This window comes from Methanobacterium formicicum DSM 3637 (assembly GCF_000302455.1).
GTDB lineage: Archaea > Methanobacteriota > Methanobacteria > Methanobacteriales > Methanobacteriaceae > Methanobacterium > Methanobacterium formicicum_A.
This window is the reverse complement of record NZ_AMPO01000001.1, coordinates 65,001-85,428: the sequence shown is the minus strand read 5'-3', so window position 1 is coordinate 85,428 and position 20,428 is coordinate 65,001. Positions and strand designations below refer to the sequence as shown.

Here is a 20,428-nt window from a genome sequence, read left to right as displayed (position 1 = left end):
AAAATCTCATAGATCAGTTATCCATTAGATATTCTGTATTATCCTTTTAAAATTGTATTATCTTTTAAAACTGTATTATTCTTTAAAAAGTTATCCCTTAAAAACATCCCATAAGCCTTTTAACAGTACCAGTGCGGGTATAATTTCAATTCGACCAATCCACATGTTGAATATCATGAAAAGTTCTGCAACATCTGGCATGTTGTAAGATACTATCCCCATGGAAAGTCCCACATTTCCCTGGGCTGATGCAACTTCAAACAATGAATCAATCCCACCGTAACCATAACTCATAAGCACCAACCAGCTTATAAACATAAAAAACAGGTATATGAATGTGTAACTTCCAGCTTCCCTGATTTCCACATCTCCCACGGGTTTTCCACTAATCTTACGGGGGATGATTGAACCTTGGGGTGATAATATTTTTTTTATCTCCCAGTAAAGTCCTTTAACCAGGGTAACTACCCTTATCAGTTTAAGGGCTCCGGTGGTGGAACCGGCGGACATTCCAATGATCATAGCGGCTAAAATAATCACCTTGGCATAGTCTGACCAGTTGATCATGGTGCTTATTGGTTGAATATTTGATCCTGTACAGCTAAGGGCGGATATTACAAAAAAGGCAGAATCCATGGATGTAAAGTGAGCGTTAACAATTAAAAGAATGTAAAATACACTAATTATAATTATCATTGCTTGGAACTGGATATCGTGAAACACGTCAATAACCCGTCCCTTCAATGCTTTGTAATGCACCAGGAAGCTGGTACCTCCCAGAATCATCAGGAACATGGTTACAATATAGATGGCATTGCTGCCATAGGCCCCAATACTATCATTTTTAATGGACATACCTCCGGTGGAAAGGTTGGTGAAGGTATTGTTAATGGCATCGAACAGGTTCATCCCCACGATCACGTAGAGCACAATACCTAAAATGGTGTATAAAAGGTATATCCACCAGATAGTTTTCACGGTACCGGTTATACTGGGTTTTATTTTTTCTTCACGTGCTTCTGATTTATATAATCGGGCTGCTGCAGTTCCGGGTCGTATTAAAACTCCTATGACCACAATAACAACTCCAAGCCCACCAACCCACTGCATAAGGCTCCTTAAAAATAGGATTGATTTGGGTAGGATTTCCACGTTGGCGTAAATGGTGAATCCACTTCCACTCCAGGCAGACATACTTTCAAAATAAGCATTCAAAAAATCTATGTTGGTTGAATACATCAAACAGAAACTACCAATAAGGGCGGCCCAAAGCCAGGCCAGGGATGCAATGATCATCCCGTGTTTGAGTTTTAACAGGTTAAAATTAGCAGGTAACCTTCTTAAGAATGCTCCTACTAAAATTGAAAAGGCTCCGAAGGCTAAAAAACCAACGTAGTCATTTTCACCATAGATTAGGGCTATTATTATGGGTATGAGTACTACTATGCCGGTGCCCTGCATTATCATTCCTAAAGGATTGGCAATTAAAATTAGATCCTTCTTCCCCAGATAATTTCTCATATAATCAGAAGATGGTCAATCTTATATATAAATCTCACTAAGGACAGATTTAGAATTAAATTGTCTTTAAATGGTTTAAAATTTAAAAAAAATATTCATATGAAGTGTATTCTTATGAAAAGGTTTCATGGCTTTAATAAAAAAATATTGGGATGTTCAGATGGGGTTGTGTATTATGTGCTTTCCATGGAAAATATAAAAAGGAGAAAATGGACTTACTGCCAGTGATCATCAAGATCACTCACATTGGATCACTCTTGATACAGGAGGGGCAGTTAAAAATATCCATTTCGCTAATTGGATTATTTCTTATCTTTTTCCATGACTTCCAGTTCAGATCCCAGGAAATCTTTAATATCCCTTATACTGTTAAGTAACTGGGCTGGGAACACTATGGTGGAGTTTTTCTCTGCAGCAATGTTACTTAAAACCTGCATGATCCTCAACTGCAATGCCACAGGGTGTTCAGTGATGATGTCTGCAGCTTCTCCCAGTTTACCTGCAGCCAAGTATTCACCTTCAGCAGATATAATCTTAGCCCTTTTCTCCCTTTCAGCCTCTGCCTGGAGTGCAATGGCTCTTTGCATGCTGTCGGGTAATTTAATATCTTTGATCTCCACGTTGGTAACTTTAATACCCCATGGTTCACTGTGGCCGTCTATGATTTCCTGTATCTTCTGGTTGATTTTTGGTGTTTCTGAGAGCACCTCATCCAGGGTGAACTGTCCCACCACACTACGAACAGTGGTCTGTGATATCTGGTTAACTGCACGGTTGTAATTTTCAATTTCAACCACTGCCTTGTAAGCATCTATCACCTTGAAGTAAGCTACTGCTGCCACATCAATGGATATGTTGTCCTGGGTTATGATCTTCTGGGAAGGGATAGGCATGGTAACGATCTGCAGTGATGGTTTAACCATCCGGTCTACCAGTGGAATTATAATGCGAAGTCCTGGATCTCTGACACCAATAACCTTTCCTAATCTAAAAACAACTCCTCTTTCGTACTGGTTCACGATCCGTATGGAAAGTCCCAGTACAATTAATATCACTATTCCAATTATGATAAGGGTAAATAAATCCATTTTTAAAACCTCCGGTACTTTGATTGAATACTCATTTGTTCATTAATATAATGTGTCCAAGTGTCTAATAAAATAATATGAAGGGTGTAATGATTAATAAATGGGGGAAATCATAAAAAAGTAGTGAGAATCACTTTTTTGTAAATAATGAGCTTAAAATAGGTTATAAATCGATTTTTCTTAATAAATAATGGAAAATGAGTTTAATCTCTGAGAAAATTGAGCCCAAACATTAAGGGTAATAACTATTACAATTTTTAATGTTAAATAGTTAAAGTTATTTCTTTAAACTTATCGAGACATTGAATTTTTCCCTAAAAAAATTAATTTAAATTTAATATCAACTAAAAAAGTTAATAATTGGCGATGATGGTTTATTTTCCATTTTTATCATTTATGGAAAGTTATATATGATCTCCAAACCTAACCTTATAATGATTTTAATTAACTGATTTTTCATTTGATGTTATTGTTTTGAGGGATGAAAATGATAGGTATAATGTCAGACAGCCATGACCATCTGAAAGCAATCAGGGCTGCAGTGGAAGTATTTAACCAGTCAAAGGTTGACATGGTGGTACATGCTGGTGATCTCATAGCTCCATTCACATCAAGAGAATTTGAAAAACTTCAAGCTCCATTAGAGGCAATTTTTGGTAATAACGATGGTGAAAGGCGCGGATTAAGGGCAGCATATGCAAAACTATGTGCACTGGAAGATTTCAAGGAATTAGAAGTTGATGGTAGAAAAATAGCGGTAATCCATGGAACAAACCAAGCACTGGTGGATGCCTTAACCGAAAGCCGAAAATATGACCTGGTTATACGTGGCCACACTCATCAAATGGAAGTAGAAGAGGGCGAAACAATGATTATCAATCCCGGTGAAACCTGTGGATATGTATCTGGGGTGAAAACAGTGATACTCCTGAACACCATTGATCTCAGCTGGGAAACAGTGCAACTTTAATCCATTTTAAAAGTTTAAATAGTTATTTTAATAGACTAGTGGATTCCTGTGTATTGCAGTCGATTCAGATTTAATAATTGATTCAATTATTACTGGATTGTAGTGATTCACTTGACAGTAATTTGGTATCATAATTTAATTTAAAAAAATAAATTCGCTATAAGCTATGATTTCGTTTATTCACTGAAATTTATGCTTATTAATTTAGTTAAATCTGTATCCAGTGGAGTGGTGATGGTTGATAAAAATTAATGCACAACGGGTGAATCGGTATGAAGCATAAGACGCTGATTCTGATGCTGGCAGGTGTTGGAGTACTGGCTTTAATGGTGCTATTTATCGGCCCGGAAAAGATTGAAACTGCCCTTCAACAGTCCAATCCATGGTATTTGGCACTGGCAGTTATCATTCAACTGGCTATATACGGTCTCTGGACTGAAAGATGGTCAATTACCACTTCTTCACTGGATATATCCATTAAACGAAGACACCTCCTCCCGATGCTCATGGTGGGGCTGGCCATTAACAACATCACCCCCAGTGGAAGAGGGGGTGGAGAACCAGTAAGGGCATATTTACTCAGTAAATATTCACAGTCACCATTTGAAAATGCTTTTGCAACGGTTATTGCTGATAGAGGCCTTGATACTTTTCCTTTCATAGCTCTAGCCATAATAACCATAATAACCGCTATCTTGTACATAAACCTACCCCAGTGGATGGTTATCACCTTGGTAATAGGCCTTATAATATTGATAGTTGTTTTCTTCCTGGCACTTTACATGTCCATAAACCGTGAATTTGGTGACAGGGCTGTGCGATGGTTTTTAAATATTTTAAAAAGAATTTCCAGTAAAATGCACAATCGAGTAGAACAAAGGGCTATTAATGCGGTTGGAGGGTTTCAAGATAGTATGAGAGTTATGATCACTGATCGTAAGGTTCTCCTCTATGGAATACCAATTTCTTTTGTAATATGGGGCCTTGAAATCATGCGGGTTTACGTTGTATTCCTGGCATTAAATATAAACGCGCCTCTGGAGATCATAGCAGCAGTTTTTGTCATTTCCACCCTTATAGGAATGATTCCATTACTTCCAGGGGGTTTAGGTGCTGTGGATGGTATGATGATCCTCCTCTACTCCTACGCAGGCATACCTGCATCGATTAGTGCGGCCGCCACTCTGGTGGAACGGTTGATATCCTTCTGGATGACTACCATTTTAGGAGTGGCAGTTTTACCCTACTTCGGTGCCGATGCAGTGGATAAAATGACTAAAAAACTGTAACCTATCCTGTGGACACATCAACATGCTATCTCATTGCGGGTAAGTAATTAATATATGATTTATTATAGTCTGGAATTGGTTTAACTAGGGTATATGTCAAATTCAAACTATTTTTACTCTTAAAATCTTTTAAATCAGCTGTATTGTCCTAAGAACAAATGGAAAAATATATAAAACCTCCAGCACTAGATCAAGTCGGTGATTATCATGGAAATAAACGGAGTAGAAATACAAGACACTTTTGCAGAAGCATTCGGTATACAGGTATCCCGACTGCTGGTAACCGCAGCAACCAAAAAACTGGCGAAGATCGCAGCTACTGAAGCCACTGGATACGGAACATCAGTAATTGGTTGCCCAGCAGAGGCAGGAATTGACTGTTACGTCCCACCAGAAGAAACCCCTGATGGCAGGCCGGGTTACATCATCATGATCTGTAACATGAGCAAGAAGAAACTGGACCACGAATTACTGGAACGTGTGGGAATGTGCATCCTCACCGCAGCAACCACCGCAGTTTTCGATGCCATGGAAGACCCTGATGAAAAAATGACCACCGGTAAAAAACTCAAATTCTACGGTGACGGTTATGAGAAAGTTACTGAAATTGATGGAAGAACCATACACTCCATCCCACTCATGGCTGGCGACTTCCTGGTAGAAGAAGAACTGGGAATCAAATCCGGTGTTGCTGGAGGAAACTTATTTATAATGGCTGATACTCCGGCATCAGGATTACTGGCTGCAGAAGCAGTTGTAAATGCCATAGAATCAATTCCTGGAACCATCACACCATTCCCTGGAGGAATAGTTGCATCAGGTTCCAAAGTAGGCTCCAACAAGTACAAATTCCTGGGTGCATCCACCAACGAGAAAATGTGTGTAACCCTCAAGGATGATGTGGAAGGATGCCAGATCCCCACCAACGTAGACGGAGTTTACGAAATCGTTATTGATGGTGTGGATGAAGAAGCAGTCAAAGCAGCCATGAAAGCAGGTATAGAAGCAGCAGTACAGGTTCCTGGTGTTCTGAAAATGAGTGCAGGTAACTTCGGTGGAGACCTGGGCGCTTTCAAAATAAGCCTGCAAGATCTGTTCTAATTAACCTGAAAATATAGTTTAAAGGGATTTTTCCCTTTATTTTTTTATTAAACAAATTTAATTAACCTTTCAATTCAAACAACTTCAATAAACACTTTAAATTCTTAAACATTCATTTTGATATTAATCACGTGTTCCTTATGTGATTTGGGATCATTAAGGGGTTTTTTTATTCGTACTATTTTTGTTCTGCATCGAAATATTTATTCTATACAGAAACCAGCCGGTTCTGCACTTTCTACTATCTCCCAAATTTCTTTTTCAGGCAGATCCGCCCCTAAAAGTAAACCTGATTTATCCAGCATTTTTATAATCTTTTTAATGGTTTTAACATCCGCGGCAGAGACAGTGTGGGAGTGTATATTTCGAGAGATATGAGACAGAGCATCTAATGATCTTCTGGCATCTGGTTTCTTATACTCCTCTTCACATCTTTTAAGGTCATCATTATCTTTTAGGTAGAGTTTCCTCGTGACAACCTGTTCTAAACCTGGAAGGTAGTGTTTTGAATCCAGTATTCTTCCCCCATTACTGATTATAATCTTCTTGTCAGTGGTAACACCGGGCTCGTGTCTGAGTAAAAGTTCACTCACCCTTCCATATTCTTTGATCTTTTGGAAAATCTCTTCCTGACTTAGATTAACTCCTAAAAGGAACCCTTTCCTCTTAAGCTCTCTTTCCACATTACTAAGGCTTTTAGTGTCAGGGCCAGTTATGCGGTGGGAGTGTATTCCCCCGCCTGAAAGAATGTAAAGCCGTTCCATGGCTTCCATCCTGGCAGAATCTTCCTCTAATCGTTTAAGGAATCTATCCATCTCCTGAGTGTCTTTTAACTCAACTTTCCTTTTTAAGGGTTCGTGAAATCCGGGTAAATAGTATTCTATATCTTCAAGGGTGCAGCCGTGTTTTAAGATGATCTCTGCTTCTTCCCTAATATCCCGGACATCGTGGCTTTCGGTGATCTTTATTTCTGGTTTGATAACCACTTCCACCAATCTCCCGTACTTACGAGCCACTTCCTTAATTTCTTCTTCATCAAGGTCCACACCCAAAAGCAAACCTTCCTTCTTAAGATCTTCTGCCACTTTTTCCAGGGTTTCTTTATCCGGTCCTGATATCCAGTGGGAGTGTATGCCACTTACTGATTCATAAATCCGCTCTAAGGATTTTTTTCTTTCAGGGGATTTATCCAGACTATCCAGAAAATGGTCTAGCTGGTCCATCTCACTTACCCCAATTTTCCTGGCCAGGGGTTCTTTGAATTCTGGTAGGTGATACTCGATGTTTTCAAGGGTGCAGCCGTGTTTTAAGATTATTTCAGCTTCTTTCCTGATTTGTCTCACATCATGCATCATGGTGATCTTCATGATGGTTGGTTGGATAGCTGCGAAGTATATGTCTTCAGCACCACTACTTTCGGGTGAAATGACTTTATTAGCCCCTGAACGATATAATCGTTTGATATTTACTTTTTTGCTGGCTCGAGTGACGATCCATATTTCAGGGTGTATTTCTCGGGCAGTGAGGGTTATGAAAAGGTTATCCACATCTTCACCGGTGGTTATTATAACTCCCCTGGCCCTTTCAATACCAGCATCTTTCATTATATTTTCGTCGGTTGCATCACCTGGAATAGCAAGAACATCCGGTTCCTCCCAGAGCTCCTGTTCAACGATTTTTTGATCCTTTTCAATGATAACAACGTCTTGTTTTCTTTTTAACAGTTCGTTATGAACTGCGCTACCTACTCTCCCGTAGCCGCAAAGGACGAAATGATTTTTAACGGATTTTAACATCCGCCTGTGTCTTGCTCCTGATGTAATATCTTCTACAGTCATGGAAACCACCATAATTATTAAAGTAAAGGCATAAGCAATTAAACTGGCTCCTCCCAGTACCAGGGTGATTACGAAAAATTTTTGTAAGGGTGAATGTGGGCTTATATCACCATAACCTACAGTGGCAGTGGTGATAACCGTGAAATAAACGGCATTTATGGGGTCAAGTTGCATTATAACAGTTGATCCGATTATTCCATAGATTAACAATCCCACCACAGCAATTATTGGATATTTAATTACTGAAAAAGGAATTGAAGGAACTATGGGAATTGAAGGGCTAGGGGTCTGCAAGTCATCACCGTGATGCAACCATTATTTATTTTAATCAATTTTAGTTTTATTATAATCAATTTTAATGATTTTTACTATCTGGAATCCCTAAATGTTATGGGTATGGTTAAATATCATCTTTCTTATAATTATAACTAGTGATAACATGACTCCTAAGGATATGATGGTTGCAGATGCCAACTCTGAGGCCATGGGCATTCCACAAACCTCTCTAATGGAAAATGCTGGAAGCTGCCTGGCCAGAAGAATTATCAATAACAGGAACCCTTGTAAAGTGGCAATATTTGCTGGAAATGGGGGAAATGGTGGTGATGGATTTGTAGCTGCCAGGTACCTCATAAACCATGGTTTTGAAGTTGAAGTATTATTTTTATCCGACCCTGCCCTTATCAAATCACCCGAAACCAGGCTGAACTGGGAAGTTCTGGAGAGAATGAGTAATGGAACTAACCCACTATCACTTAATATTGTTAAGGACTCTTCATATCTCCGCAAAACAGATGCAGAAGTGATAGTTGATGCTCTTCTGGGCACCGGTGTCAGGGGAAATCTCCGTGAGCCGATATCTACTGCAGTGGATATAATCAACCAGTCCGAAGGATTCACTGTAGCAGTGGATGTGCCTACCGGTGTTGATCCAGGTTCAGGTATGGTTGCGGATAAGGCGGTTCATGCTGATGTAACTGTGACCTTTCATAAGGTTAAGGTGGGCTTGAACATTGCCAGTGTGGATTATGTTGGGAGTATTGAACTTTTTGACATTGGAATCCCCAAAGAAGCAGAATTATTCACAGGACCTGGCGATCTTCTGCGTATTGAAAAAAGGGATCAAAAATCTCATAAGGGTCAAAATGGAAAAGTTCTGATAATTGGGGGAAGTAAAGAGTATTCTGGTGCACCGGCTCTAGCAGCCCTGTCATCGCTTGCTGCAGGTGCAGATTTGGCGGTTGTAGCCTGTCCACAACAGTTGTCATCGGTCATCAGATCTTACTCTCCTGATTTGATTGTCCATGGATTATCAGATGATTTTATTAATCCCAAAGACACTGAGGAGTTGATTAAACTCTCAGAAAACTTTGATTCAGTAGTACTGGGTTGTGGAATAGGGAGAGAAGAGGAAACTGCTATAGCAGTTAATGATCTGGCAGTTGAAATTGAAAAACCAATGGTAATAGATGCTGATGCTCTGAAAATGTTGGGTCCTGGAGTTTTACCCCGTAGAATCTATGAAACTGTAATCACACCCCATGCCGGAGAGTTTCGTGAATTTTCAGGCATAACCGCTCCTCAGGATCTGCAGGATAAAATTAAGGTGGTTGGTGAGGTTTCAAGAGAGTCTGATACCACGGTAATTTTAAAGGGAGCAGTGGATATCATAGCTGGTAATGACAAACTTAAATTGAACAGCACTGGAAATCCCGGGATGAGTGTAGGTGGAACTGGGGATTGTTTGGCTGGTTTAATAGGTGCACTACTTGCCCAGGGTCAAAATGCATTTGAAGCAGCTTTTTTAGGGGCGTACATTAATGGAAGGGCGGGGGATATGGCAGTAGGAGAATATGGCTTTAATTTTTCTGCTACAGATCTTTTAAGATACATTCCCCGATGTTTTTAAATTATAATCTAGTTTAAACCACTGCATGGGCAAAGTATAAAAGCTCACATACATCTCTGTTTTCATTTTTACCTTGGAAATATGCTTTTTTATAGTCTTCACTGGTCACGTTTTCGATACTGGAAAATCCAAATTCCTTAAGGAAATTTTCGATCTCTCCTTCTTTGATTCCAAATTGTAATGGTTCTCCTATTTTTATCAGATGATTCCTGATGTTTTGTCCTATTTCCAGCTTACAGGTCCCATCAATTACTGATTGAGGATAATAATCGAAAATAACCCCACTTCCTTTGGCTGAATTTTCAGTTATGAATGAAAATATTTCTGCAACAGATTCTGGAGGGATGTACATAACCAGGCCTTCTAATATAAAAAGAGTCTTTTTTGAACTAATAAATCCATTTTCAAATAATTTTTCGCCAATTTTCTCTTTTTCAAAATCTACTGGCACATAAACTACATTTTCGGGAGTAGAACCGAATATTTCCTTGATTTTTTCTATTTTAAAACCCTGAGTGTTGGGGTGATCCATTTCAAAGATATTCACATTCTTTTTTAATTCTTCAATTCGATATGCTCGTGTATCATAGCCAGCACCAAGTATGACTAACTGTTTCAGGCCATCTGCTACTGATTTTTTAACGAAATCATCGAAATATCTGACTCTGGCCATTATTGAACTACTTAATCCTGGAAAAAGGCGTTCAGTATTTTCAATAAGTTTTTTTGCTTCTTCCGGGTGTTTCTTTCCAAATTCTATTATTTCTGGCCTAATGAAATGTATAGCATACGGATCGTAACAGATACGCTCATTTTCCCCTTTGGATGATTCTCCAAATCTCTGCATGGCAATGCCTTCTGCCATTTGGCTGGGCCCTTCTCTATTGGCCTTAATTTGATTTTTTTCCATAAATCTTCACCTTTGATAAAATGACATAATGTCATTTAATGACATGGTGTCATTATATATAAATAGTTTTCCCTTCCTTGAAAAAAACTAAAGAGAAAGATATTAAAGAAAATTAAAGTTTATTCTAGCTTTTTACTAACTTTACTGCTAACCATATAACCTATAAAGTCCCCAACATCCATTAAAAATTGATCATGACTGATATTCTGGCTTTCAAGCAAATTACTCAAGTCCGGTGGCATATTATCCAAACTATTGGCTATTAGTGTCAAGAGTGCAGTTGCCTCAACAGGATTAACATCAGAACGGATGTTTCCTTCATTTATTCCATGTTTAATGGCGTCACAGAGTATATTTAACATGTCGCTGCGTAAATTTAGGATTTCCTTAAGGTACTCTCCTGTGGTGAATTTAGGTATTGGAAAATTAGCTAAGCTATTAGTATCCTCAATGAGTTTTTTATACTCTAAATAGTATTTACTGTGCTCAATCTGTCCAATTTTATGTTTATTATTTATATTTATGTTGGAAAGATCAAATCTTCCAGAGAGAAAATAATTATAACTCTTCAAATAGTCAGGATATGTTTTTGCAAATGTGTAATAGGCTTTTCTGAAGGCAGCAAGTTTTTCAACACCTATTTTTACTTTCTGAGTTTCTTCTTCAATCAATGAATATAAAATAATAGTTCCTCGAAGTACAATTGCAAAAAATAGTTCTTCTTTATTCTCAAAGTATAGATAAAGGGTGGATCTACCTAAATCAACCTTTCGGGCAATCTCATCCAAAGAAACGTTTTCATAACCTTTGGAGAAGAAAAGAGTCTCGGCGGCGTTGATTATTTCGTTTCGCCGTTTTTCTTTTTTACGCACATTGCGGTCTGAGGTAGACATGTTATAAACTTACTTTTAACTTGTAATTTAAATTTACCCCGTAAAACTCAGTTTTAACTTCTTAATTAACCGATTGTGAATGGAATTTATTATGTTTTGCCATCAAATATAGCAGTTAAATTTGGCTTACAATGCTTTCCAGTTGTTCTAAATCCCTCACCTCAAAGCAATCTGCACCAGCATCTTCATAATATGAAACACAGCTATCTGCCACATTCCATTTTGCTTTCGGTTCAGGATTTAGGATTATAACTTTTTTGGAATTTCTTGACATTTCTTTAATCAGATCCGCACTCAATGGTTTACGTCCGTATTTTGTTAAAAGTCCAGTTTTCATGGATGGATTGTCATGTTTTGGTCCAGCCCAGTCCCTGCAGTCACTTAAAATTATAACATAAGATCTGTTGTTTAAATTGGACTGGCTGAGAAATCCTTCAAAGGCAGTGAACATATTGGATTTGCCTTGGATCATCTGATTTTGCTTCCTGATCTCCAGGACTTTAAGAAAAGCATTGATCACTTCGTCTTCCTGGAGGGCAGCTGATATTTCTGTGGTTTTATTGTCAAATTCAAAAGCCCTTAGATTGCTAAAAGAATGTTGGGCTGCGTATACCATACAGAAGAACCAGAGACTGATCCAGTCACAGGAAATGCTGACATCGTTTAAGAAGTAATGGTTGTGCTTTTTTATAGGGGGTTTGCTTTTCACCATCTCCAGAAGGGTCCCGCCATGTTTCATATTTTTCCGGATGGTCCGTCTGATATCCGGTTTTTGTTTTTTTGATTGTTTGAGTCGTCTTGATCTTTTGGTGGCTATTTTTCTCCCTAATTTCTGGCATAAATCTATTAATTTTGGGTCTAGTGAATTTAACTCCGTAAGGTTGCGTTTAAGTGAATTATTATCTGCATTACTTTTAGAATTCTCATCACTGCTTCCTCCCATGGTATTTTCGATGTAGTCCAATTTTATATCATCATCAAGACTATCTTTAATGTGTTCCATGCTGTGTGCAAATGGGATGTACTTGGTTTTAGAGTGGAAAGATTCATCCGGGTTAGTGGTTGCACGGTATTGGGATTGTGTTCTATTTTTAGAATCAATCTGAGTTTTATGGATATTGCCTTGGGGAACATCTCCTTTCCCTTCAAAAAATGATTCGTAAATTTCGTCAAATTTTTTCCTTTTAAGATGGTCTTTAAGATAAATTGATGCAAATGCTTCTTTTAAATCTCCATTACCTTCTTCAATTAGTGGAATGGCTTCATAAGCACTCATGGTACATCTAAGACTGGCAGGAATTCCATTTTCCCTTAGAATTCCTGAGAATCTAATGAGATCTTTTTTCATTTTTTTTCACTTTTTCACTCAAAGAAATTTTCACTTATAGAATGATTCCAAAACTTTTTCCCGGTCTTCTTCGTTTTTTATGACCACGTTGATGGTTTTTTTAAGGGAATCTTCGTTTAATTTATTTCCATCAAACATAATCACGCCTTTAATCCAGTCTACAGTGGCCCGGATGGAGGGTATTTTTGTGAGGTTCATCCTCCGGATCTTCTGCATAGCATGAACCACATCTTCCACTAAATGGGGGGAAGCATCCGGTAAATGAGTCTTCACGATCTCCACCTCTCTTTTGAAGGAGGGATAATCAATATAGAGATAGAGGCAACGATCTTTGGTCTCATCCAGTAGCTGCCGCTGGGAGTTCGAAGTCAAAATCACCAGAAGATCATTTTTAAGATCAAATGTCCCCAGATCATTCACTGTGATCTGTTTTTCCCCCAGTGCTTGCAGAAGAAAACTCTCCACCTCTTCATCTGCCTTATCAATCTCGTCAATCAGGATAACCGAGGATTTATCGTTCATGAATGCAGAAAGAAGTGGTCTTTTAATGAAAAAATCTCCCTGAAAAACATCATTCTCCACATTATCCTGCTGATTATCCTTTATTTTTGACATTTCAAGATGCAGTAACTGTTTTTGGTAGTTCCATTCTCCTATGATCTGTTCAAAAGTTATACCTTCGTAACACTGCACCCTAAAAAAATCCCTCATAAATGCCCTTGACACGGCCTTGGAAAGCTCAGTTTTACCAGTTCCGGGAGGACCTTCAATTAGAATGGGTTTTTTAAGTGATAATGCCAGAAACACCACGTTAACGATGGTATCGTCTGGAACGTAACTATTCTCTTCCAATACTTTTTCCACGTAATCTGTATTCAAAACAATTTCACTCATGAAATCACCCTCATTGGTCACATCATTAATTCGTCATAAATCATTAATTCTCATTAATCTATTAGTAATAAGCCAATTGGAGTTATTGGGGTTCGATTGCCCTCACTTGGAAACTTAAGTTCTATTCCTACATTTTCTGCTGTTTTCAACACATTGATGCCCATGGCTTCAGCTGAAAAACGTGCCATCAACGCGTTCTGGCAACCATTATCCAGGTCACAATTTTCACATAACAGGCATTTTCCACCAAAAAATGCTATAGCAAAGGAATATCCCTGATTGAAGGCTGCTCTTTCGATTTCCAGTAAATCAGTTAACATGGTTTTGTAAATATTGGATATATCTGCCCATATTGTGGGTGATAAATTGTTTAAGTCCTGATTCCACAGCCGAGATTTTTCTCCTTTTATTTGCTCATATTTTTCTATTTTTCCGGATATTTCCGGAGGTTTGAGCTTAACAATCATGGCAGTACTGTAATCATTCAGCATCCTCTTGAATTCCTCTATGCTTGGAGTATAGGGGGGACATTTCAGGTTCTTCCCATAGTAAGGACAGACCATGCACTTGAGGCGTACTCTATCTTCGACTACTACTTTTTCAGCAGGGATGATCTTTGTAGAGGTAACCCCTAAATCCAGAGCAAATTTTTCTAAAACCACGTAATTATCATTTTTTGGCATTTTTCCACCTAAAATTTGTTCTACCTGCAAATTTCCACCTAATTTCATATTTTAATTAGAATAACTGAGCTAAATAACATGATCTTAATCAAAAAGCAATTTTGCTGATTTTATCTGGGAATCCAAGGCATTCCAGTGCTTTGTTGCGTATCTGGATCATCTCCAGGGTCACCGAACCAGCACTGTTTTTTGGCTCAGGATAAATAAGTGAAAATACCAATTTATCACCTATACTGACTCCTCCCATGGTTAATGGAACAGAATTGCTCATTACCGGGAGAAAAATCATTTGATCAATTTTAAGGTCCCCGTAAATCTCGGGTATGTTCAGCCTGCCTAGATTTGATGCAATCGTGCCGGGTACCATGTGCTCTGCTTTTTTTGCAAATGAAAAAGCAATGTTCTTTTCATCGTTTAAAAACTGTTTTAAATTCTCGGTCTGAGTATAGGCCTCTGGAACAACCTTTGCAAATGGTGCAAAAGATGATAATGCATCGGTGAGTGTGGGGTGAAAGTTCAGAACTTCAAGGGCCTCAGAATCCAATTTTTCCACCCTTTTATGGATTTCTTCATGTAATATGGAAACATTCTCCCAGAATGGTTTTTTGGAGTTATATGTATAGGAAAAACTTGGTGCTCCTACACAGAGGCAAAATACATCCCCTATTTCTTCCTTGGCATGTCTGCGTAGGTCAAATGGGATCCAGATTTGTTTCTGATTCTTTTTAAACGGCCCATTAATTTCTTCACGTGCTGCAATGAATGCGGTGGTGACAGCAGATCCAACTGTTACCCCATTTTCTCGGCATCTGTTTGAAAGACCTCTGGTCTGGTTGGGGTCAAGTTCCAGAAGAACCGTGTTAAATCTATTTTTATCCCAGTATGTATTCTGTAGGGCAACAGAATCTTCATATTCAAAAGTATAAGGTTTTTTTTTCCATTTTCTATTAGCTTGAGATATGAAAAGACGCATCATAATGGAGGAAATCGAAAAACCTTTTTTTGGAAAAAAATCAATCATATTCTGTGGGGGAATCATTTCAATCTCTTTTTCAGGATTCACGCAGTAATTGAGCACATCCCGAACCAAATAGGTCAGTGACATACCATCACAAATGCAGTGGTTACATATTATAACTAATTCAGAAACTTTCTCTGAATGTATTAACATAAACCTTATCATTGGGCCTTTCTCCAAATCAAAAGGTATGGTGATTTCATGCTGGAATTTGTCAAACCATTGTATGTTTGAAACTCGTTGAATTATTTTAAAAGGAGGTTGGGGAACATTGTCCGATGAAAACCATGCATTGTTATCCTCATCAAACACTATCTTGGCACCAAGAAGTGGGTGCATTTTACAAGCAGTGTTTATTGCCAAACGCAGTTTTTCTGGGGAAATATCACCATTAATCCTTGTAATCAGTGACACATTACTGTAAGGAGTCCAGAAATAAACTCGTTCAAGATTATTAACTTTACGGATATGTCGAGAGACATCATCATTGCAAACATTGTGTTCTGCTCCGTTATGGGCAGTATTACTATCATCTTTTACCACGGACATAATATTCTTCTCCTTTTTAATTGAAAGATGTTAATTAACCTTCATTATTTTCAATTTCTTCTAAAAATTCTCTAACAGGTTTGAGCAGTAAATCTGGTTTGTTCCTGATGAATAAGTGGTCCTCTTCAACCAAGATCAATCTGGAATTAGTTATCCCATTAGAAAGTTCGCTGGCAAATTTTACTGGTGTGGACGCGTCTTTGGTGCTGTTGACTATGAGGGTGGGTGATGTAATTTTTCCCAGCTTTTTCGACCATCAAAATTTTTAAGTGCCTTAAACTGTCTTAAAAATGATTCAACGGTGGGAGGATGTTCACTCACAGTGTCCAGAAATCCTGGTTGAGTCATTGCAGTGTGTAAACGTTTGTAGGAAATTGCAGGTTGTGGGTCATCTTTATGGGGGGACCTGGCAGCAGCAACGTTTAAAATTAAACTTTTCACTTTTTCAGGGTATTTCGCTGCAATTGACAGTGCAATACGTGACCCCATGGATATTCCTAATATGTGGGCACTTTTGACACCAAGTACATCCATAAGTATTACAGTGTCTTCAGCCATCATCTCAATAGAATATGGATGGTCTGGTTTGTCGGTTCTGCCGGTGCCTCTACTGTCAAAAAGAATAATCTTATATTTTTTACTCATCAGGTTAGTCAGTTGATGAGTAAACTGGAGTATCTCTCCCCCTATTCCCCAGATTACTATAAAAGGTTCTCCTTCTCCGTGTATTTTGTAATAGATGTTTATATCATTAACCTTAACCTTAGGCATATTATTCTTCCTCCAGATGGGGGAGCTTTTTGTCATTTTTATGACTTTTTCCTGAAATTCTGATTCATATATTACAACAGGCTGTTATTTTGTAACACATCGTAATTTTATAACAGTCTGTTATTTAATAACATGGTGTTATTATTAAATATAAACTTTGCGGTTAAGATCAATGATCTATTGGAATTATCTAGAACTGAATTTCCTAGAACTAACTACCCGATAAAGAACTAAACTACAGGATAAGGAAATAAACTACCCGATAAGGATAAATTTGTTAAAAAGCCTTTAAATTATTTGAAAATAGGTGTAGGGTCATAAATATGAAAATAATAATACTCGAAAAAGTAATTTAATGATATAAACAATAAATTAATGCTTAAAAAGAAAAAAATATTTATGATTCTTTGTTTTTTAGTAATTCATTAACAAAATACATGAAATCTGCTTCAAATTCATATAAATTAATTTCTCTATCTTTGAGTTCCTTCATTATCATTGGAGGGGGGTTTAAAATAGTATCCAGGGCATTCATTACCAAAAAGGTTGCGTATAAAGAATCAAGTTTGGAAGAGAATTTCCCCATTTTAATTCCATTTTTTATGGCCAGATGAAGCATATCAAATATTTCTTTTTGCAACCGGGTTATTTCCCTTACATCATCCCATGCGGGACGTCTTAAACCAACAACATCTGATCCAAATCTTCCTGATTGAAAATAAGTATAAACCTCAAAGTATTGGGGATATAAACTGAAGAATGTGTAATATGATTTCCCCATAGCATTGATTTTTTGAGTATCGATTGCTGATTTCACGTTATTTTTAACCATTTCATTCAGTATTTTAACTCCACGTAAAATAACTGCAAAACATAGTGCTTCTTTATTTTTAAAATAGATATAAAGTGTCGCTCGGTTCAACTCCACTTCTTTGGCGATATCGTTCATGGAAACGTTATCATAACCTTTGGTGAAAAATAACTTCTCAGCAGCGTCAATGATGGACTGTTTTCTCTGTTCCTTCTCTCGCATCCTCCTGGCCGCTGTTGACATTGAATCTCACCTAACTTAAATATAATCAGTTTAAAGGTATACTAATCACACTAATGATAGTTTTGTTTTTAGAACTTTAATAATTAAGTATAAACCTCTCTTGGGGGATACAATAGGTGCGAAAATCGGTTATTTCCTGATGGTCTCCATAACCATGTGCTTCCACAGGTCCATGGAGTCCTCAATGAACTGTTCATGAGTAATGCCCTGACTTTCCAGTACTTTTAAAGTGGTTGGGCCCAATCCCACAATCCTTTCTGCAGTTATCGCCACAAAAACAGCTACCTCAATGGGTTTAACACCTTCACGTACAGTTCCATCTCCAATCCCTTCCTGGATGGCATTACAGATGATTATCATAATGTTTGCAGTAACAGATTCTATTTGAATTGCATATTCATCGGCACTGTTTTGGAACCTTTTTGATTTATAGTAAAGGTAAGCGTCGTGGTAATCAGGGTAATCCTTATAAAATGCAAAGTAAGCACGGCCTGCTTCTTCAAGTTTGTCTATCCCGGTTACTCCAACTTCAACCCTGTTTTTGAGAATTTCCTTGAAAATTCGAACTCCTCGAAGTACAATGGCAAAATAAAGTGATTCCTTATTTTTAAAATAGAGGTAAAGGGTGGCTTTGTTAAGGCCAACATCCTGGGCAATCTGGTTCATGGAGACATCATCATAACCTCTGGAGAAGAATAATTCTTCCGCCACGTTGAGGATATAGTCACGTCGCTGTTTTTTTTCACGTTTTCTTATTTCTTTGATTGACAATTGACATCACCGTAACCATTCACACTTACATCTGCCCTTAGAATTCTTCAAAAAAGTTAGGTAATGGAATTAATTAGAATAATTTACCTAACTTGAGCATTGCTTTGGGGGATACCTTAACCAGCACTTTTAACAGATCAGTAGGGCTTATCCGGTCAAAATCACTTTCATTGAAGGCATCTGCAATGGAATCCAGCTCTTTATCAGAAAGGCTTAAGAGATACTCTTTGGCCTTAAGATATTTCTTAAATGAGTCCCCTATCTCTTTTTGGCAGCGTTTCTGGTATTCTTTAAGGTTCTTTTTAGAGTAATCTCCATCTGCAATGGCCTGTGCAGCCACCTCACCTGCTATACGTCCTCCGGTCATTCCACTGATGATACCTCCACCATCAAGGGGATTTACCATTCCTGCTGCGTCTCCAGTGATGAGGACGTTGTCAGTGATTAATTCTTTGTGGAGTCCTCCCACCGGGTCACCACCCACATTCAGTTCCACAGGCTGGGCATTCTGGGTCCCGGGGTATTTGTCCACAAATTCCAGAAGGTGCTGGTAAGCTGTTTTATCGGTTTTGTTGCTGATAATTCCTAAACCCACGTTGGCTATATCTTCGCCTTTTGGGAATATCCAGGCGTAACCGCCCGGAGCTATGCTTCCAAATATGAGTTCGAGGCAGCCAGGTTGTTTCATATCCACGCCCACCATTTCAAACTGGGCGCATGATTCCATGTTACCTGGTTTTAAACCGGTTTTAAGACCGGCCCATCTACCTACTCTTGATTCTGGGCCATCGGCACCTATGACTATTCTGGCTTTTATTTCAAAGGGAGTTCCCATGTGTTCCAGCTGGACAACGATCCCATCATTTTCTTTGCTCATGCCAGTGGCTATGGTTTTAACCATGATCTGGGCACCGGCACGGGCTGCATCCATGGCCAGGTGTTTGTCGAAGACTTTTCTCTCCAGAACATAACCCACCTCAGATAATTTAACCTTATCTTCGTCCAGCAGTACGTCGGTTCCATTGGGTGAAACCAGACGCACTTTGTTAATGTCACTGGCTATCCATCTAGGATTTGGAGTTACTCCTAACCTCTTTAGTCCATCTTTGGATACTCCTTCTGCACATCTTTTAGGAGCACCAATTTCTGATTTTTTATCGACCAGGAGTACTTTTGCTCCGTTTAAAGCTGCGTGTTTGGCTGCCATGGAGCCGGCAGGCCCAGCTCCTATGATTAGAATATCTGTTTCCAACATTAAACCACCTCTTCCTCCAGGGCCTTAACCGGACATACCTGAATACAAATCTTACAATTGTTACATTCTTCGTTGTTGAATTCCAGTGTTAGTTCTCGTACCTGAATGAGGTTCCGGGGGCAAACCCCTGCACATTCCCCGCAGTACATGCACCATTCTTTAACTATCATAAATCCTCACCTCAAAAACATGTTTTATATGATTTTAAAAAATATAACCATTATTTATATTAATAACCAGTGGTTACCATGGGTTATAAATGTTGTGTTCAGGTTGAGAAGTGGTGTTGAAATAATAAACTTTGAAATAATAAGCTTTGGTTTAATTACATTAAAATTTGATTTAATTACATAAAAAAACGTAATTCTATTGAAATGATTATTCATTTTAAAGAAAGAATTTTGCTTAAATGCTGAAATAAAACTAAAATTAATCTAAAAAAATAAAATAAGATTGTGGATATTAATCCACATTGTTCTAGGTTTTTTATCAATCTGCTTATAAAGCAGGGATGATTAAGTCCCTTTCTCCGCCAGGCAGGAATTCTCGTAGAGCACCTTTGGCGA

At 38.2% G+C, this 20,428-nt stretch carries 20 protein-coding genes (1 of these 20 running past the window's edge); 4 read left to right on the top strand and 16 right to left on the bottom strand.

The window, feature by feature from the left end:
• Positions 1-90 precede the first annotated feature (90 nt).
• Together A994_RS00460 and A994_RS00455 are read right to left on the bottom strand one after the other, a co-directional pair.
• On the bottom strand, positions 91-1,521 hold the full coding sequence (locus A994_RS00460; RefSeq protein WP_004029268.1) for a TrkH family potassium uptake protein: 1,431 nt from the start codon (positions 1,519-1,521) through the stop codon (positions 91-93).
• 302 nt (positions 1,522-1,823) lie between these two features.
• On the bottom strand, positions 1,824-2,609 hold the full coding sequence (locus A994_RS00455) for a slipin family protein (protein ID WP_004029267.1): 786 nt from the start codon (positions 2,607-2,609) through the stop codon (positions 1,824-1,826).
• A 487-nt stretch (positions 2,610-3,096) separates the two neighbouring features.
• On the opposite strand from A994_RS00455, the gene A994_RS00450 reads away from it, so the two are divergent.
• The 3 genes from A994_RS00450 to fhcD all read left to right on the top strand — a co-directional run bounded on the left by A994_RS00450 (position 3,097) and on the right by fhcD (position 5,969).
• Positions 3,097-3,579, top strand: a complete 483-nt coding sequence (locus A994_RS00450) for a metallophosphoesterase (protein WP_004029266.1) — start codon at positions 3,097-3,099, stop codon at positions 3,577-3,579.
• A 272-nt stretch (positions 3,580-3,851) separates the two neighbouring features.
• Entirely contained in the window at positions 3,852-4,868 is a 1,017-nt protein-coding gene (locus tag A994_RS00445) for a UPF0104 family protein (RefSeq protein WP_048203979.1), read from the top strand.
• A 207-nt stretch (positions 4,869-5,075) separates the two neighbouring features.
• On the top strand, positions 5,076-5,969 hold the full coding sequence (fhcD, locus tag A994_RS00440) for a formylmethanofuran--tetrahydromethanopterin N-formyltransferase (RefSeq protein WP_004029264.1): 894 nt from the start codon (positions 5,076-5,078) through the stop codon (positions 5,967-5,969).
• Positions 5,970-6,172: 203 nt separating this feature from the next.
• On the opposite strand, the gene A994_RS00435 is transcribed toward fhcD, so the two are convergent.
• A complete protein-coding gene (locus tag A994_RS00435; protein ID WP_004029263.1) occupies positions 6,173-8,101 on the bottom strand; it encodes a 3H domain-containing protein in 1,929 nt (642 codons plus the stop codon).
• 145 nt (positions 8,102-8,246) lie between these two features.
• On the opposite strand from A994_RS00435, the gene A994_RS00430 reads away from it, so the two are divergent.
• Positions 8,247-9,716, top strand: coding sequence for a bifunctional ADP-dependent NAD(P)H-hydrate dehydratase/NAD(P)H-hydrate epimerase (locus tag A994_RS00430; protein ID WP_004029262.1), 1,470 nt, complete (start codon positions 8,247-8,249; stop codon positions 9,714-9,716).
• 13 nt (positions 9,717-9,729) lie between these two features.
• Here A994_RS00430 and A994_RS00425 read toward each other — a convergent pair whose 3' ends face one another.
• The 13 genes from A994_RS00425 to mcrA all read right to left on the bottom strand — a co-directional run.
• On the bottom strand, positions 9,730-10,626 hold the full coding sequence (locus A994_RS00425) for an SAM-dependent methyltransferase (RefSeq protein ID WP_004029261.1): 897 nt from the start codon (positions 10,624-10,626) through the stop codon (positions 9,730-9,732).
• 119 nt (positions 10,627-10,745) lie between these two features.
• Entirely contained in the window at positions 10,746-11,519 is a 774-nt protein-coding gene (locus A994_RS00420; RefSeq protein ID WP_004029260.1) for a TetR/AcrR family transcriptional regulator, read from the bottom strand.
• 115 nt (positions 11,520-11,634) lie between these two features.
• Positions 11,635-12,867, bottom strand: a complete 1,233-nt coding sequence (locus tag A994_RS00415; protein WP_004029259.1) for a VWA domain-containing protein — start codon at positions 12,865-12,867, stop codon at positions 11,635-11,637.
• A gap of 30 nt (positions 12,868-12,897) precedes the next feature.
• The gene (locus A994_RS00410; RefSeq protein WP_004029258.1) at positions 12,898-13,761 is read right to left on the bottom strand and encodes an AAA family ATPase; all 864 of its coding nucleotides are present in this window, start codon (positions 13,759-13,761) and stop codon (positions 12,898-12,900) included.
• A 53-nt stretch (positions 13,762-13,814) separates the two neighbouring features.
• Positions 13,815-14,474 carry a DUF2284 domain-containing protein gene (locus tag A994_RS00405; RefSeq protein ID WP_004029257.1) on the bottom strand — a complete coding sequence of 220 codons (660 nt, stop codon included), beginning with the start codon at positions 14,472-14,474 and terminating at the stop codon, positions 13,815-13,817.
• A 58-nt stretch (positions 14,475-14,532) separates the two neighbouring features.
• Positions 14,533-16,011, bottom strand: coding sequence for a condensation domain-containing protein (locus A994_RS00400; RefSeq protein WP_004029256.1), 1,479 nt, complete (start codon positions 16,009-16,011; stop codon positions 14,533-14,535).
• 34 nt (positions 16,012-16,045) lie between these two features.
• Positions 16,046-16,228, bottom strand: a complete 183-nt coding sequence (locus A994_RS13005) for a hypothetical protein (protein WP_237739682.1) — start codon at positions 16,226-16,228, stop codon at positions 16,046-16,048.
• Positions 16,225-16,782 (bottom strand): alpha/beta fold hydrolase, encoded by a 558-nt coding sequence (locus A994_RS12780; protein ID WP_004029255.1) that lies wholly within the window; start codon positions 16,780-16,782, stop codon positions 16,225-16,227. The genes A994_RS13005 and A994_RS12780 overlap by 4 nt, the downstream gene beginning before the upstream one ends.
• A gap of 397 nt (positions 16,783-17,179) precedes the next feature.
• Positions 17,180-17,836, bottom strand: a complete 657-nt coding sequence (locus A994_RS00390; protein ID WP_004029254.1) for a TetR/AcrR family transcriptional regulator — start codon at positions 17,834-17,836, stop codon at positions 17,180-17,182.
• 129 nt (positions 17,837-17,965) lie between these two features.
• The gene (locus A994_RS00385) at positions 17,966-18,607 is read right to left on the bottom strand and encodes a TetR/AcrR family transcriptional regulator (RefSeq protein WP_004029253.1); all 642 of its coding nucleotides are present in this window, start codon (positions 18,605-18,607) and stop codon (positions 17,966-17,968) included.
• Positions 18,608-18,680: 73 nt separating this feature from the next.
• On the bottom strand, positions 18,681-19,862 hold the full coding sequence (locus A994_RS00380; protein ID WP_004029252.1) for an NAD(P)/FAD-dependent oxidoreductase: 1,182 nt from the start codon (positions 19,860-19,862) through the stop codon (positions 18,681-18,683).
• Positions 19,862-20,032 (bottom strand): 4Fe-4S binding protein, encoded by a 171-nt coding sequence (locus A994_RS00375; RefSeq protein ID WP_004029251.1) that lies wholly within the window; start codon positions 20,030-20,032, stop codon positions 19,862-19,864. The genes A994_RS00380 and A994_RS00375 overlap by 1 nt, the downstream gene beginning before the upstream one ends.
• Positions 20,033-20,360: 328 nt before the next feature.
• Positions 20,361-20,428, bottom strand: the final stretch of a protein-coding gene (gene mcrA, locus A994_RS00365; RefSeq protein WP_004029250.1) for a coenzyme-B sulfoethylthiotransferase subunit alpha. Its footprint extends 1,585 nt past the window's final position; 68 of the gene's 1,653 nt are visible here — the last part of the coding sequence; its start codon lies beyond the right edge, outside the window; it ends in the stop codon at positions 20,361-20,363.